The organism is Streptomyces shenzhenensis, assembly GCF_021462265.1.
GTDB lineage: Bacteria > Actinomycetota > Actinomycetes > Streptomycetales > Streptomycetaceae > Streptomyces > Streptomyces shenzhenensis.
This window is the reverse complement of record NZ_JAJONF010000011.1, coordinates 1-16,171: the sequence shown is the minus strand read 5'-3', so window position 1 is coordinate 16,171 and position 16,171 is coordinate 1. Positions and strand designations below refer to the sequence as shown.

Below are 16,171 nucleotides of genomic sequence, written 5' to 3'. Positions count from 1 at the left end.
CCCCGTACGCATATCCGTGGCGGGCGGTGAGACATCCCGCCCGAGCGGCGAAGGAGTTCCCGGGAAAAACGTGCGTGCGGGGCCCGATCCCCCAGGCCGGCGGCGGTCCCGGCCGCATACCGACGGCCGCCGGCCACCTGGCGTGGCACGCGTCCGGAGCACCGGCCGGATTCCGCATCCGGCCGGTGCTGAATTCCGCTGGTGAATTCTCCCCGGCGGGCTGGGCGGCCGCGGCCCGTGAAATGCGGTGGTACACGTGGGCCCGCCGCCGAACGGCTGAACGTGCCCCCCTCCGGCGGGCGTGCGAAGGTGGTGTGACCGGGCCCTGCAGGGGCACCCGCGTGGACCGGCACGTCGACCAGCGAGCGCGTCCCGCCAGGCGCCGGGACGCCGGAACGGAACGAACGCTCATGACCAGCGGTTACCCCGGACCGGACAGCTTCGGACAGGACCCCTTCGGAGAGTTCCTCGCCCGCTTCTTCGGGGGTGGCGGAGCCCGCCAGGGGCCTCGGCAGATCGACATCGGCAGGCTGCTGAGCCAGCCGGCCAGGGAACTGGTCAAGGGCGCCGCCCAGTACGCCGCCGAACACGGCAGCCGGGACCTCGACACCGAGCATCTGCTGCGCGCGGCGCTCGCGGCGGAACCCACCCGCTCCCTGCTGAGCAGGTCCGGCGCCGATCCCGACTCGCTGGCGACGGAGATCGACGGCCGCGCGGGCCCGGTCCAGCACCCGCCCGGCGAGACACCCCCGCCGACCTCGCTCTCCCTCACCCCCGCCGTGAAGCGGGCCCTGCTGGACGCCCACGACCTGGCCCGGGCCAGCGGAGCCGGGTACATCGGCCCCGAGCATGTGCTGGGCGCGCTCGCCGCCAACCCGGACTCGGCCGCCGGGCACATCCTGAACGCCGCCCGGTTCGCCGCCGGCGGCCTGCCGCCGGACACCGCGGAGACCGACCGCTCGCTCGCCGGCCCGGACACCCGGCGCCGGGCCGGCGGCACGCCGACCCTGGACAAGTACGGCCGCGATCTGACGGAACTGGCCGGCCAGGGCCGGATCGACCCGGTCATCGGCCGCGACGACGAGATCGAGCAGACCATCGAGGTGCTCTCCCGGCGCGGCAAGAACAACCCGGTACTGATCGGGGACGCCGGTGTCGGCAAGACGGCGATCGTCGAGGGGCTGGCCCAGCGGATCGCCGACGCGGACGTGCCGGAGGGGCTCGCCGGGCGCCGGGTGGTCGCCCTCGACCTGCCGGGCGTGGTGGCCGGCACCCGTTTCCGGGGCGACTTCGAGGAGCGGCTCACCAACATCGTGGGGGAGATCCGCTCGCACTCCGACCAGCTGATCGTCTTCATCGACGAGCTGCACACGGTGGTCGGGGCCGGGGGCGGCGGCGAGGGCGGCGCGATGGACGCGAGCAACATCCTCAAGCCGGCGCTGGCCCGGGGCGAGCTGCACATCGTGGGCGCGACCACGCTGGAGGAGTTCCGCAAGATCGAGAAGGACGCGGCGCTGGCCCGCCGCTTCCAGCCGATCCTGGTGCCCGAGCCGACGGTGCCGGACGCCATCGAGATCCTGCGCGGGCTGCGCGACCGCTACGAGGCCCACCACCAGGTCCGCTACACCGACGAGGCGCTGGTCGCCGCCGTCGAACTCTCCGACCGCTACCTCACCGACCGCCGGCTGCCCGACAAGGCGATCGACCTGATCGACCAGGCAGGCGCCCGGGTCCGCCTCGGCGCCCGCACCAAGGGCAGCGACGTGCGCACCATGGAGCGCGAGATCGAGCAGCTCACCCGCGACAAGGACCAGGCGGTCGCCGACGAGCAGTACGAACGCGCCACCCAGCTACGCGACCGCATATGCGGGCTGAAGGACCGCATCACCGAGCTCTCCGGCCAGGACCAGGCGGACGAGGGGCTGAACCTGGAGGTGACGGCCGAGGCCATCGCCGAGGTGGTCTCCCGCCAGACCGGCATCCCGGTCAGCAGGCTCACCCAGGAGGAGAAGGAACGACTGCTCGGCCTGGAGGCGCACCTGCACCAGCGCGTCGTCGGCCAGGACGAGGCAGTCGCTGTCGTCTCCGAGGCGATCATGCGCTCCCGCGCCGGGCTGGCGAGCCCGAACCGCCCGATCGGCAGCTTCCTCTTCCTCGGCCCCACCGGCGTCGGCAAGACCGAACTGGCCCGCGCGCTCGCCGAGGCCCTGTTCGGCAGCGAGGACCGGATGGTCCGGCTGGACATGAGCGAGTACCAGGAGCGCCACACCGTCTCCCGCCTGGTGGGCGCCCCGCCCGGCTACGTCGGCCACGAGGAGGCGGGCCAGCTCACCGAGGTGGTCCGCCGCCACCCCTACTCGCTCCTCCTCCTCGACGAGGTGGAGAAGGCCCACCCCGACGTCTTCAACATCCTGCTCCAGGTCCTGGACGACGGCCGGCTGACCGACTCCCAGGGACGCACGGTGGACTTCACCAACACCGTCATCGTGATGACCAGCAACCTGGGCTCGGACGCGATCACCAGGCGCGGCGCCGGCATCGGCTTCGGCCCCGGCGGCGAGGAGGCGACCGAGGAGACCCGCCGCGAACAGGTCCTGCGCCCGCTCCGCGACCACTTCCGCCCGGAGTTCCTGAACCGCATCGACGAGATGGTCGTCTTCCGCCAGCTCACCGGCGACCAGCTGCGCCGGATCACCGAGCTGCTCCTGGAACACACCCGCCGCATGCTGCGCTCCCAGGGCGTCACGGCCCACTTCACGGACGCGGCGGTCACCTGGCTGGCAGAACACGGCTACCAGCCGGAATACGGCGCCCGCCCGCTGCGGCGGACCATCCAGCGGGAGGTGGACAACCAGCTGTCACGGCTGCTCCTGAACGGCACGATCGCGGAGGGCAGCAGCGTGACGGTGGATGCGGAGGGCGATCGCTTGGTGTTCAACAAGCAGAACCAGCCAAGCGCCCCGGCCTGAGGCGCCCCTTCAGGGGCGCTGGGGGTACCCCGGCCGAAGGCTGGGGGAGGAACCGCGCGACCAGCCCCCACGCCCCCGCAGCCCGCGAACTACCGAACCGGATTCACCACCTGCGCGGACCCTCCACCCCGCCGCACCGTCTCAGCCGCCGCCAGCCACTTCCCACCCGGCAGCCGCTGCACCCCCGTAGCCGCCCCGATCTCGGGATTCAGACTGAAGGAATGCCCGATCGCCTCCAACTTCCCCCTCAGCACAGGGTCGTTGTACAGCGCCGGCTCCAACTCGGTCTTCGCGGCGTTCCGCTGCGACGCCCGGGGTGCCGCGATCGCGTCCACCAACGGCAGATGCCGGTCGAGGAACTCGGTCAGCACCTGAAGGACCGTGGTGATGATGGTCGCCCCACCGGGCGAACCCACCGCGACCACCGGCCGGTTCGCCTTGTCCAGCACGATCGTCGGCGAGATGGAGGACCGCGGCCGCTTCCCGGGCCCCGGCAGGTTCGGGTCGTGCACCGCGGGGTTCGCCGGCGTGAACGAGAAGTCGGTCAGCTCGTTGTTGAGCAGGAACCCGCGTCCCGGAACGGTGATCGCGCTGCCACCGGTCTGCTCGATGGTCAGCGTGTAGGAGACGACGTTCCCCCACTTGTCGGCGACCGTGAGGTGCGTCGTGTTCTCCCCCTCGTACGTGGTCGGCGCCGCCGTACCGGTGGACCCGGGGTCGTCGGGGTCGCCCGGCGCGACCGGGCTGGTCAGCACCGCGTCGTCGCTGATCAGCTTCGCCCGCTCGTCGGCGTACCGCTGCGACAGCAGCCCCTTCGTCGGTACGTCCTCGAACGCGGGGTCGCCGACCCAGCGCCCGCGGTCGGCGAAGGAGATCCGGCTCGCCTCGATGAAGTGGTGCAGGTACTGCACGTCACCGGCCTTGGAGAGGTCGGTGTTCTCAAGGATGTTGAGCGCCTCCCCGACGGTCGTCCCGCCGGAGGACGACGGCGCGATGGAGTACACCTTCAGCCCGCGGTACCCGGTCTCGGTGGGCGCCTGCACCTTGGCGCGGTAGGCGGCCAGATCGTTCACGGACAGCTTGCCCGCTCTCGCCTTCCACCCCGAGCCCGGATCCACCGGCGGGTTGTCGGCCGTCGACACGATGTCCTTGCCGAGGTCGCCCCGGTAGACGGCCCCGACCCCCTTCTTCCCCAACTCCTGGTAGGTGCGGGCCAGTTCGGGGTTCTTGAAGGTGGAGCCCACCACCGGCAGCTTCCCGCCCGGCAGGAACAGCTTCGCCGTGTCCGGGAAGTACCGGAACCGGGTCTCGTTCGCGGCGGTCTGCGACCGGAAGGTGTCGTCGACGACGAATCCGTCGCGGGCGATCCGCTCGGCCGGTCCGAGCACGCTGCCGAGCCGCTGGGTCCCCCACCGGCCGAGCGCCGTCTGCCAGGTGGCCGGCGTCCCCGGGGTGCCGACGCTCAGTCCGCTGCTCACGGCATCGGCGAAGGCGAGCGGCCGGCCGTTCTCCGTGAACAGGTTGGAGTCGGCGGTCAGCGGTGCGGTCTCGCGGCCGTCGATGGTGTGCACCGTACGGGACTTGGCGTCGTAGTAGACGAAGTAGCCGCCGCCTCCGATGCCGGAGGAGTAGGGCTCGGTGACGCCGAGCGCGGCGGCGGTCGCGACGGCCGCGTCGACCGCGTTGCCGCCCTTGCGGAGCACCTCGATACCGGCGGCGGTGGCATCGGCGTCGACGCTGGCGACCGCGCCGCCGTAGCCGACGGCCACCGGGGTTTTCGCGGCGGGGGCGGCACCGGATGCGGGAGGCGCTGCCGCCCCCACCGACACCACGGCGGCCGAGACCGCCAGGACCGTCAGTTTCCGCGCGACAGGGCGACGCATCCGCACCTCCAGTTCCGGAACGTCCGCGCAGCGTACCGGCGGGACCTCGGCCCCGACAGCCACATTCAGGGCACTGTCATACGACCGCCACAATCCGAACACGGGTACGTTCCGGCCACCTGTGGCCGCTAGCATGCGCGCCCATGAATGACGACCTGCGCAACATTATCCTCGGCGTCGTCGCGGCCGGCATCAGCGCGGCGCTCGGCTGGCTGGCCCGTACCTCGCTGTGGCGCCGGAGCCTGCGCCGCAAGCAGGCCTTCTTCGGGCTGCCGGAGAACTCGGAGTCGCTGCTGGTCGTCAACCGCGATCCGGCCACGTCCGAACCGGCGGTCCACCGTTTCGACGTGTTCGCGCTGCTTGAGCTGGCCGCGCTGATCAAGGACTGCGGCGCGAACCTCCAGATGGTGACCCAGGACAACGTCCAGCAGGGCTTCGGTGAGCGCACCGAGTTCTGCGTGGGCGGGCCGGGGTCGAATCGCCGGATGCTCGCCCACATGTCGGCGATGCTGCCGGGCGTCCGCGTCAACATCGACCCGGAGCCGGGCCCGGACCGTGGTGCCTTCCAGATCGGCACCGAGCGCTACCGGCTGGATCCGGGCATCACGGAGTACGTGCTGCTGGCCCGTCTGACCGCCGGCCAACGCCCCGAAGCCCGCCCGGTGTTCCTCTTCTGCGGGCAGCGCGCCATCACCAACCAGGCGGCCACCCGCTACCTCGCCCGCAACCACCAGCGGCTCGCCCGCAAGCACGGCAACCAGTCCTTCGTACTGCTCCTCAAGGTGGTCAACTCGCAGGCGTACGGCCCTGACGTGGTCGAACTCGTCGAGGACGTCACCCGTGCCGCCCAGGCACCGCTGCCGCCCGACGCGACCGAGACGCCCCACGCCTCGCACCGCGCCTCCTGATTACCTGCACCATTCAACAATCGTTACCCGCACGTAACTTACCGGCGGGTTACTTGCGGTAAGGGGTCGAGGTTACCGTCGGGTCACTTTGCACTGACACGAGTGAGGAGTGACCCATGGGACCTGGTCGCGCCACCGCGAGCCGCCGCCCCGCCCGCCGTGCCACCGCCGTGCGCACGACCGCCGCAGGAGCCGTCTCGGCGGCCCTGATCGCCGGCACCCTCATCGGCCTGGCCCCGGCTGCCCAGGCCGCCGCCTCCGTCCGCTTCGTCGACATCACCGGCGACGGCGGCACGGTCCTGAAGGGGAACGTCGTCACGCCGGCCGGCGCCGACGCCGGCCGGCGCTACCCGCTCCTCGTGCTGCCCACCAGCTGGTCGCTGCCCCAGGTCGAGTACCTGGCCCAGGCCCAGGAGCTCGCGGACTCGGGCTACATCGTGCTCAGTTACAACGTGCGCGGTTTCTGGCAGTCCGGCGGGCAGATAGACGTGGCCGGTCCGGCGGACGTGGCGGACGCGTCCAAGGTGATCGACTGGGCGCTCGCCCACACCGACGCCGACCCGCGGCACATCGGCATGGCGGGGGTGTCGTACGGCGCCGGGATCAGTCTGCTGGCCGCCGCGCACGACAAGCGGATCAAGGCGGTCGGCGCGCTCAGCGGCTGGGCGGATCTGATCGCCTCGATCTACTCCGGCCGTACGCAGCATGTCGAGGCGGCCGCCCTGCTCGACGGCTCGGCGACCCTCACCGGGCGCGAGAGCCCCGAAGTCCGGCAGATCTTCGACGACTTCTACGCGTCGAACCTGGCCAAGGAGCAGGACATGATCGCCTGGGGGGCGAAACGTTCCGCCGCGACCTATGCCGACCAGCTGAACAAGAACGGCGCGGCCGTCTTCATGGCCAACGCCTGGGGCGACTCCATCTTCCCGGCCAACCAGTACGCGGACTTCTACGGCAAGCTGACCGTCCCCAAGCGCCTGGAGCTGCGCCCCGGCGATCACGCCACCGCCGAGCTGTCCGGACTGCTGGGACTGCCCAACGACGTGTGGACCGACACCGAGCGCTGGTTCGACCACTATCTCAAGGGCACGGACAACGGCGTCGACCGCGAGCAGCCGGTGCGCCTCAAGTCCCGTACCAGCGGCGGCTACGAAGGCTACCCGGACTGGAAGTCGGTGGACGCGGCCCGCGGGAAGCTCGCCCTCGCCGGCTCGACCACCATCCACGCGAACGTCGACTCGGGCGCGGACGGCGGGGTCGTCCTCCTCTCCGGACTGCTCGACCAGGTCGCCCAGCTGCCGCCGGTCGCCTCGATCCCGCTGCTGCCCCGGCGCTGGGCCGCCGTCTGGCAGTCGGAGCGGTACGGCAGCACCCAACAGGTGCGGGGTACGGCCGCATTGCACACCACCCTCACGCCGACCGCGGAGAGCGGCACCCTCGTCGCCTACCTCTACGACGTGGGGCCGCTCGGCCTCGGCAAGCTGGTCAGCCACGCCCCGTACACCTGGCACGGCCGGACGCCCGGCAAGGCGTTCGACGTGGACCTGGACCTGTTCTCCACGGCCTACGACGTGCCCGCCGGGCACCGGCTCGCGCTGGTGATCGACACAGTGGACCCGCTCTACACCGAGCACAACCCGTCCGGCGCGCAGCTGACCTTCTCCTCGCCGGTGGACGACCCGTCGTACGTGTCCGTTCCGCTGCGCGAGCAGTGATCTCCGGCTGCCGCCGGCCGGGCCTGGCCCTTGGCCGCTGCCCCCTACGGCAGCAGCGTCCCTGGTTCGGCCGGGGCCGCCTCGGCGGCCCCGGTCTTGGGACTGTGCCGCTCCCGCCTGGTCACCCGGCCGGCGAACCACGAGAGCGACATGCACATCCTGATGCGGCTCGGCGAGATCACCCTCACCACAGGGATGAAGGGCAAATCGTAGTCGAGGTTCGGCGCGGACGGTTTCCCGGCATGGAGGAACTCCTCGTAGGTACGGCATGACCTGGGTCTTGCGTGTGCCGAGCGCGAACACGGCCTCCCGCCGGCCGCGTTCGGCGCGGCGCACCCCGGAGCGGAACACCTCGGCGAGCGCCCAGCCGCCGTCGCAGGCCGCCGAGGGCGAGGGTGCCGGACTCGATGGTCTCCAGGCGGTCGGCGATCCGGCACGGCGCCCGCTCTCCCGGCCCCGAGGGGCCGCTGACCACGACCGCCTCTCCCGTGTCGTAGTACGTGTTGACGTCCCGCAGTCCGATCAGAGGATCGACGGCCATACGCAGCGCTACCCACTCTCAGCTGTGTCGTGGTTGCCGCAAACTATCCAGCCGGGAGCGGACTTAAGGCACGACACGCACCTTTCGGGCATTAGCCGTATTTATCCCGCTTTTATCGCTGCCGCGGTCGTCGCGCCGGCGGCCGTCGTTCAGACCTCCGCGACCTCCGCGTAGAGCTGGGAGAGTTCGGGGACCCCGTTCGCGGCCCAGTCGTGGCCGGACTCGACGACCTCGAACTCCCGCCCGGACGCGAGCCGCACCACCGGCTCCCCGTCCGCCCTGATCTCCCATTCGGCGCCGGACACGGTCCGGGTCAGGACGGTGCCCAGGTACAGGCCGGCGTCGGTGCCGAGCCAGGTCATGGTCTCCTCGTCGTCCCGCCAGCGCGGGAGCAACTGGTCGAGGGCCTCCAGCGAGGCGGGGGTGTCGTCGAGCACGACACCTTCCTCGGCCGCCTGGGCGCGCAGGAGCTCGCACTCGGCGAGCAGGTCGGGGTCGGCGGTGTGGGGGGCGTCACCTGGCTTGCCGTGCCTGTTACCCAGGAAGGGGATGTTCATGGTCCCAGGTTGACACTCACACCTCCAGGTCCACCACCACCGGGGCGTGATCGGACGCGCCTTTGCCCTTGCGCTCCTCGCGGTCGACGTAGGCGTCCTTCACGGCCTTGGCGAAGGGTGTGTTGCCGTACACCAGGTCGATGCGCATGCCTCGGTTCTTGGGGAAGCAGAGCTGGCGGTAGTCCCAGTAGGTGTAGGGGTGGTCGTACTTGAGCGGGCGCGGGACGACGTCGGTCAGGCCGGTCTCGCGCAGGGCGGCGAGGGCGGCGCGCTCGGCGGGGGTGACATGCGTGAGGCCCTCGAAGGCGGCCACGTCGTAGACGTCGTCGTCCGTCGGCGCCACGTTGTAGTCGCCGAGGACCGCGAAGGGGCGGCTGCCGCCCGCGTCCCCGGCGACGGCCGCCTTCAGCGCCTCGAACCACTGGAGTTTGTAGGCGTAGTGCGGGTGGGCCACCTCGCGGCCGTTGGGCACGTACACCGACCAGACCCGGACCGGGCCGCAGGTGGCCGAGATCGCGCGCGGCTCCACACCGCCGTCGTAGCCGGGGTCGCCGGGCAGACCCTTGACGACGTCCTCCAGGCCGACCTTGGAGAGCACCGCCACGCCGTTCCACCGGCCGGTCGCGTGGACCGCCGCCTCGTAGCCCAGCTCGCGCAGCTGCTCGAACGGGAACTGCTCCTCGGCGACCTTGGCCTCCTGGAGGCAGAGCACGTCGGTGCCGCTGCTCTCCAGCCAGGCGAGGAGCCTCGGCAGGCGGGCGGTGATCGAGTTCACGTTCCAGGTCGCGATGCGCATGCTCCACAACCTACCGGGCCCCTCTGACAACCGGCCTCGGCCGTCGGACCTGAGGCACCGGCCCCGGACATCGGCCCGGCGGCACCCGCCGCCGTGAGCCGCGGGGCCACGGCCAGGCGACTCCAGCCAGGCGGCCTCAGTCAGGTGGCCTCACCCAAGCGACCTCAGTCAGGCGGCCTCACCCAAGCGACCTCAGTCAGGTGGCCACAGCCAGGCGGCCTCAGACGTCGGCCGAGGCCCCTGGCGCCAGCCGCTGGTGGTCCGTGCCGCCCAGGGCGCCGATCTGGCGGTCGTAGATCGGCCGCGCGAGATCGGTGAGGAGGGCGTCGTGGACGTCGTAGGCGCGCTGCGGCTTCACCTCGCGGACGTAGTCGATGACCTCGGAGATCTTGTTCCAGGGCGCCATCACCGGGAGCATCAGCGTCTCGACGGGATGGTCGGGGACCGTGAGGGCGTCGCCCGGGTGGAAGACCTTGCCCCCGTCGATGAGGTACCCGACGTTGGTGATGCGCGGGATGTCCGGGTGGATCACGGCGTGCAGTTCGCCGTGCACCTGGACGTCGAAGCCGGCGGCGGTGAAGGTGTCGCCGTGGCCGACGGTGTGCACCCGGCCCGGGAAGGCCGCCGCGAGCTGGTCGGCGACGGACTTCAGCGTCCAGATCTCGGCGGCCGGGTCGGCGTCCAGCGCGGCCCGCAGCCGGTCCTCGTCGAAGTGGTCGGCGTGCTCGTGGGTGATCAGGATCGCCTCGGCGCCGAGGGCCGCGTCCTGCTCGCTGAACCCGCCGGGGTCGAGGACGAGGACCCGCCCGTCCTTCTCCAGACGCACGCACGCGTGGGACTTCTTGGTGAGCTTCATGGTCACCATCCTGCCTCCCAGCCGCTCTTCGGTCCTCGGGACTCCCCCGGTCCCCCGCGGCTCCCTCAGCCCTCGGGGGTGGTCTCCTCCCGGATGACCTGCTGGGCGACCCGGAACGCGCTGTTCGCGGCCGGCACCCCGCAGTACACCGCCGCCTGGAGCAGCACCTCCTTGATCTCGTCCGGGGTGAGGCCGTTGCGCAGGGCCGCCCGCAGGTGGAAGCCCAGCTCCTCCAGGTGGCCGCCGGCGACCAGCGCGGTGAGCGTGACACAGCTGCGCGAGCGCCGGTCGAGGCCCGGCCGGTCCCAGATCTCGCCCCACGCGTAGCGGGTGACGAACTCCTGGAAGTCGCCGGAGAACTCGTCGGCCTGCGCCAGCGTCCGGTCCACGTGCGCGTCCCCGAGCACCTCCCGGCGGACCTTCAGCCCCGCGTCGTACGGGTCGGGTCGTCCGAACGGCTGCGGCGCCACGGCCGCCGGGGCGATCTCGGCGATCGGCGCGACCTGGGGAGCGACCTGGGGCACGGCCTGGGGAGCGGCCGTCAGGACCGGCTTGACCGGGGCGGCGGGGACGGCCATCTGGCCGGTGGTCGAGTCGTAGGCGGGCTGCCAGGCGGTGGAGAAGTGCCGGACCAGCAGGTCGGTGACGGCGGCGGGCTGCTCGACCGGGACCAGGTGGGAGGCGCCGGGTACGACCGCGAGCCGCGCGTCCGGGATCCCCGCGACCAGGGTGCGGGCCTCGGCGGGACCGGTGACCTGGTCGTCCGAGCCGACCAGCACGAGCGTGGGGACGCCCACCCGGGCGAGATCCTGCCGCGCGTCGAAGCCGGCCAGGGCCTCGCAGGCGGCGATGTAGCAGCCGGGGTCGGTGGTGCGGACCATCTGCACGGCCCACTCGGTGATGGCGGGCTGGGCGGCGGCGAACCCGCCGGTGAACCAGCGGTCGGGCGAGGTACGGGCGATCGGGTCGAGGCCGTTCGTGCGTACGATCACGCCGCGCTGGCGGAACTCGTCCGCCGTCCCGAACCGGGGCGAGGTGGCGACCAGCGCCAGCGAGGCGATCCGTTCCGGATGCCGCAGAGCCAGCTCGACGCCGACGGCACCGCCGAGGGCGCAGCCCGCGTAGCCGAAGCGCTGCACACCGAAGGAGTCCAGCGTGGCCAGCAGCCGGGCGGTCAGATCGGCCACGGAGACCGCGGGGTGCGCCGGGGCGCCGCCGTGCCCCGGCAGGTCGTAGCGGAAGACCCGCCACTGCTGGATCAGCTCCGGGATCTGCCGGTCCCACATGTGCCATGTGGTCCCCAGGGAGGGACCCAAGATCAGGACTGGAGCCTCTTCTGGCCCGTCAAAGCGGTATTGCAGGGTGTTCGACGGTGTCTCACTCACGCCTCAGACCCTCTCACGTCTCACGGACGCCCCTATAACGCAGGGGTGCGGGAAACCGGTCTGACCAGGTTGACGACCTCGCCGGCCGCATATCGCTTGAGGCACCGAATGATCTCACGCCGGGTCTTGCCCTCCTGGGTGCGGCGTTCGTAGTACGCCTGGGTGCGCGGATCGTGGCGCAGCCGGGTGAAGACGATGCGGTGCAGGGCGGCGTTGGCCTGCCGGTCGCCGCCGTAGTTGAGCCGGCGCGTGCTCCGACGCCCGGAGGAGTACTCGATGGGGCTGACTCCGCAAAGGGCAGCAGAGGACGCCTCAGTGTTCAGTCGCTCGGGATTGTCCCCCATGGTGATCAGGAGAGTGGCGGCACTGTCCGGGCCGATGCCCACCGGTACGAGCAGTTGCGGCGCGTGGCGTTCGACGAGCCGGGTCAGGCGCCGGTTCAGCTCATCGATCTGCCCGGTGAGCTGCTCAGCGCGCTCGGCGAGACTGCGCAACGTCATGTGGGTGGCCTGCGCCACCGCGTCCTCGTCTCCCCCACCATCGGGTGGGCTGAGGGTCGCGCAGGTGCGGAACAGCTCGGCATTGCCCAAGCTCGACAACCGTTCCCGCAGGGCGGGGTCGGCGATCACTAGGACGGCCTTCAGCTGGTTGATCGCCTGGGTACGGGCCTTGACCGCCCAACCCTTGGCGAGCTTGTACATGCGGGCGAACTGCAACGGCGCATCGCACGGACTTGGCCCGGGCACGCGCCCGCCCTCTCAGCACCGCCCGGGCCGTGTTCTGGGCATCGCGCGGATCCGACTTGCCGCGCCGGCGACGGTTCGGTTCGGTCGGGCAGAGCCGGTTCACGTCGTTCCACATCCCGGGCCAGCATGCAGCGGGCCAGGGCCGCCCCGATGGAGCTGGCTTCCGACCCGATGGCTCATCGCGTAGTTGGCACCAACCGCACGGATGGTCAGAACAGTGACGGCGCCTGGTCGGGCACGCCCCTGTCGAGACAGACCCCTCGGCATCAGCAGCGGACCATCACCGGCCAGCGGTCGGCGAGCGGCAGTACGTCGTCGGCGGCGGTTCGTATCGAGCGCTCAGGTCCCGCAGGCAGTGGATCATCCTGTCCCGCTCTCCGGGTACCGTCAGGGTATGAGTCATCCGCACCCCGAGCTGAAAGCCGCCCCGCCCCTTCCCGAAGGAGGGCTGCGGGTCATCGCCCTGGGCGGCCTGGGCGAGATCGGCCGCAACATGACCGTCTTCGAGCACGCGGGCAAGCTGCTGATCGTCGACTGCGGGGTGCTGTTCCCCGAGGAGACCCAGCCCGGCGTGGACGTGATCCTGCCGGACTTCGCCTCGATCCGGGACCGGCTGGACGACATCGTGGCCATCGTCCTCACCCACGGCCACGAGGACCACATCGGCGGCGTGCCGTACCTCCTGCGCGAGCGGTCCGACATCCCCGTCGTCGGCTCCAAGCTGACGCTGGCGTTCCTGGAGGCCAAGCTCAAGGAACACGGCATCCGGCCGCGCACGGTGCGGGTGCGGGAGGGCGACCGGCGCGGCTTCGGGCCCTTCGACTGCGAGTTCGTGGCGGTCAACCACTCCATCCCCGACAGTCTCGCGGTCGCGATCCGCACCCGGGCCGGGATGGTGCTGCACACCGGCGACTTCAAGATGGACCAGTTCCCTCTCGACGACCGCATCACCGATCTGCGTGCTTTCGCCCGCCTGGGCGAGGAGGGCGTGGACCTGTTCCTCACCGACTCCACCAACGCCGAAGTACCCGGTTTCACCACGTCCGAGCGTGAGCTGAACCCGGCGATCGAGCAGGTGATGCGCACTGCGCCGCGCCGGGTCATCGTCTCCAGCTTCGCCAGCCATGTGCACCGCATCCAGCAGGTCCTGGACGCCGCCCACCAGCACGGCCGCAAGGTCGCCTTCGTCGGCAGGTCGATGGTCCGCAACATGGGCATCGCCCGTGACCTCGGCTATCTGAAGGTCCCCTCCGGTCTGGTCGTGAGCACCAAGGAGCTGGAGAAACTCCCGGACCACAAGATCACTCTGGTGTGCACCGGCTCCCAGGGCGAGCCGATGGCCGCGCTGTCACGGATGGCCAACCGCGACCACATGATCCGCATCGGCAAGGGCGACACCGTCCTGCTCGCCAGCTCCCTCATCCCCGGCAACGAGAACGCCATCTACCGGGTGATCAACGGACTCACCCGGTGGGGCGCCCACGTGGTCCACAAGGGCAACGCCAAGGTGCACGTCTCCGGGCATGCCAGCGCCGGGGAACTCGTCTACTGCTACAACATCGTCAAGCCCCGCAACGTGATGCCCGTGCACGGCGAATGGCGCCACCTGCGGGCCAACGCCGACCTCGCCATCCGTACCGGTGTCGACCCCGAACGGGTCGTCATCGCCGAGGACGGCGTCGTCGTCGACCTGGTCGACGGGCGCGCGTCCATCACCGGCAAGGTCCCCGCCGGCAACGTCTACGTGGACGGCATGGAAGTCGGCGGCGCCACCGAGGCGTCCCTCAAGGACCGCCTCATCCTCGCCGCCGAAGGCGTGGTCGCGGTGGTGGCGATCGTCGACGCGGACACCGGCGCCCTCGCCGAGGCACCGGACTTCCTCGCCCGGGGCTTCGTCCACGACGACACCACCTTCGAAGCGGTCGTTCCCGTCATCGAGAAGACCCTGGCCACCGCGGCCGAGGAGGGCGTCGGGGACGCCCGCCAGCTCGAACAACTCGTCGCCCGCGCCGTGGCGAACTGGGCGTTCCGCACCTACCGTCGCAAGCCCCTCATCATCCCCGTCATCATCGACGCCTGAGCCTCAGCCCGGCAGCACGGTCCCGTTCCGGCCGCGGCGCCGCCTGGCAGGATGGGATGGTCGATTCGCCGTTCACGAGGTTCCTCCAGCGCGGGTGGCTCTGGGCCGCCGCCAACCGGTGCTCTGCGCAGCCGGTGGGAGCCATCTGCCGGGGTTACCCATGCCTGCCCGGTGAACCATCTGTGTCTGCCGGGTGACCGGCAGATCCCGCGAAAGTCATCCGCCGGCAATTCGACGGTGCCGGCGCATGCTGGGTGAGTGCGCTGAAGCCGCCTCGACGCCTTCGGTACCGGGATGGACGACGACACCGCCGTTCTGCCCGTTCCGGCACCCCGCCCCGACGGCGAAGCACAGCTGTGAGCGAGATGCCCGCCGACACCAGGCGCACTCCCTCTGGGCATCACCGTGCTCGTGACCGTCTGGCACCGCATCAAGGCCGTCGGCTGTTCCTTCCGCCTCACCAACTATTGACGGCACCCTTGTCGTCCTCCGCTGTCGGGGACGCTTGAAATGTTTCAGCCGTCGCCGACGCCTCCGCTACTGAGCGCGGGCACCGCATCGGCGCGAGGCGGCCAGCTACTGGGATCGCACCACTGATCGGGACGACCGAAAACCAGCCAGGAAACCAGCGATGCCCATGTCCCTCCTGTCTGTCCATGGTCGGCGGGGACTGATCCATCGGCGCATCCTGCCGGCAGGACGGCAGGCTGCGCCGTGTAAACGGCTTGCCGCCTTGTGTCAGAGCCACGCTTCCGTGAGCACGGTGGCTGAGGCGGCGTACGGCCTCGGTGCAGCCCAGTGCGTTGACGCCTTCTGCGACCGCGGTGCCCTGTTCGCCGAGAGCCAGGTCCGAACCGGCACACACGCAGCGAAGGCCCGGTGGATGCCGGGCCTTCACGTCTGAGTAGCGGGGACAGGATTTGAACCTGCGACCTCTGGGTTATGAGCCCAGCGAGCTACCGAGCTGCTCCACCCCGCGTCGGTACGGTGAACTGTACGGCACCGATCGGAATCGACCCAATCGACTTTCGCATGCGCTCGTCGCGCTGGCCGTCATCCGCCTGTGAACAAACAAGCAGACTCGTCGGACGAGCGAGCGCCCCCGGAAGCTCCCCGTCGAGACCGCACACCCACAGTCATGCACATGGCCGCCTGTCCATGCAGCGCCGGAGGAGGACGCCATGCCCACTGCGGCGTCCGAGCGTCGGTTCCGCCCAGGGGGACTCGGTGGTGTCCGGAGGAAGGCCGCCGCATCGCCGACGTCTTGCTCGGCAGGATTGATGTCCAGGGTGGTGATCTCGTCGCCAGTTACCTTCACCGCGCAGGAAGAGGGTGCTGCGGAACCCGCCACGACGACTTCGTCGGCGTACGGGAAGGGGGCGACGGTCGCGAAGACGGGCCGGGCGTCGCAGACGGTGACGCGGTACCCGAGTTAAGCATGCGGCCTGGCTGAAGTCGACGGCGCCGAAGATTGGCATGCGGGGCGGAGCAGCATGTACGGGAACGAGGACTGAGAGCTTCTCGGGGCAGCTGTCAGGGTCCCCTCCGGTATCGATCACGGCGTGCTCGGATTCCCCGAACGTGTGTGTTGCCGCTCATGGTCGAGCACGTCGTGGCCCCGCCATTCCCTCATGTCTTCCGCCTCGGACATGGGGCGCCTACCATCGCAGGTCAACTGAAGACCGCTGTCTCACCTTCTCTCGCTCCTCTGTCCCTACCCTGTCCCACCAAGCGC

Annotated in this window: 10 protein-coding genes, 1 tRNA gene and 2 pseudogenes; 4 read left to right on the top strand and 9 right to left on the bottom strand. The window is 70.8% G+C overall.

Translation table 11 applies throughout. The features are described 5' to 3' along the window. The first annotated feature begins 410 nt into the window (after positions 1-410). On the top strand, positions 411-2,969 hold the full coding sequence (locus tag LQ326_RS16565) for an ATP-dependent Clp protease ATP-binding subunit (RefSeq protein WP_234537364.1): 2,559 nt from the start codon (positions 411-413) through the stop codon (positions 2,967-2,969). 89 nt (positions 2,970-3,058) lie between these two features. Here LQ326_RS16565 and ggt read toward each other — a convergent pair whose 3' ends face one another. Further along, entirely contained in the window at positions 3,059-4,852 is a 1,794-nt protein-coding gene (ggt, locus tag LQ326_RS16560) for a gamma-glutamyltransferase (protein WP_234537360.1), read from the bottom strand. 143 nt (positions 4,853-4,995) lie between these two features. Here ggt and LQ326_RS16555 point away from each other — a divergent pair, with 143 nt between their 5' ends. Both LQ326_RS16555 and LQ326_RS16550 read left to right on the top strand, forming a co-directional pair. Then, positions 4,996-5,760: a hypothetical protein gene (locus LQ326_RS16555; protein WP_234537358.1), complete on the top strand. Its 765-nt coding sequence runs from the start codon at positions 4,996-4,998 to the stop codon at positions 5,758-5,760. Positions 5,761-5,876: 116 nt separating this feature from the next. Further along, positions 5,877-7,475, top strand: a complete 1,599-nt coding sequence (locus LQ326_RS16550; protein ID WP_234537356.1) for an alpha/beta fold hydrolase — start codon at positions 5,877-5,879, stop codon at positions 7,473-7,475. 44 nt (positions 7,476-7,519) lie between these two features. Here the strand turns inward: LQ326_RS16550 and LQ326_RS16545 are convergent. The 6 genes and pseudogenes from LQ326_RS16545 to LQ326_RS16520 form a co-directional block, all read right to left on the bottom strand. Beyond that, positions 7,520-7,844: pseudogene (locus LQ326_RS16545) on the bottom strand (amino acid ABC transporter permease); the annotation flags it as partial. A gap of 321 nt (positions 7,845-8,165) precedes the next feature. Beyond that, on the bottom strand, positions 8,166-8,573 hold the full coding sequence (locus tag LQ326_RS16540) for a DUF6278 family protein (RefSeq protein ID WP_234537352.1): 408 nt from the start codon (positions 8,571-8,573) through the stop codon (positions 8,166-8,168). Between the two features lie 16 nt (positions 8,574-8,589). Beyond that, positions 8,590-9,369: an exodeoxyribonuclease III gene (locus tag LQ326_RS16535; RefSeq protein WP_234537349.1), complete on the bottom strand. Its 780-nt coding sequence runs from the start codon at positions 9,367-9,369 to the stop codon at positions 8,590-8,592. Positions 9,370-9,589: 220 nt separating this feature from the next. After that, the gene (locus tag LQ326_RS16530; RefSeq protein WP_234537345.1) at positions 9,590-10,225 is read right to left on the bottom strand and encodes an MBL fold metallo-hydrolase; all 636 of its coding nucleotides are present in this window, start codon (positions 10,223-10,225) and stop codon (positions 9,590-9,592) included. 65 nt (positions 10,226-10,290) lie between these two features. Continuing rightward, positions 10,291-11,610: a bifunctional 3-oxoadipate enol-lactonase/4-carboxymuconolactone decarboxylase PcaDC gene (pcaDC, locus tag LQ326_RS16525; protein WP_234537342.1), complete on the bottom strand. Its 1,320-nt coding sequence runs from the start codon at positions 11,608-11,610 to the stop codon at positions 10,291-10,293. Between the two features lie 32 nt (positions 11,611-11,642). Beyond that, entirely contained in the window at positions 11,643-12,311 is a 669-nt protein-coding gene (locus LQ326_RS16520) for a transposase (RefSeq protein ID WP_234537339.1), read from the bottom strand. 439 nt (positions 12,312-12,750) lie between these two features. Here LQ326_RS16520 and LQ326_RS16515 point away from each other — a divergent pair, with 439 nt between their 5' ends. Continuing rightward, a complete protein-coding gene (locus LQ326_RS16515; protein ID WP_234537337.1) occupies positions 12,751-14,436 on the top strand; it encodes a ribonuclease J in 1,686 nt (561 codons plus the stop codon). A 905-nt stretch (positions 14,437-15,341) separates the two neighbouring features. Here LQ326_RS16515 and LQ326_RS16510 read toward each other — a convergent pair. Beyond that, positions 15,342-15,415, bottom strand: a tRNA-Met gene (locus LQ326_RS16510). A 369-nt stretch (positions 15,416-15,784) separates the two neighbouring features. Then, positions 15,785-15,926 (bottom strand): annotated as a pseudogene (locus LQ326_RS49130) (XdhC/CoxI family protein); the annotation flags it as partial. Between the last annotated feature and the right edge of the window lie 245 nt (positions 15,927-16,171).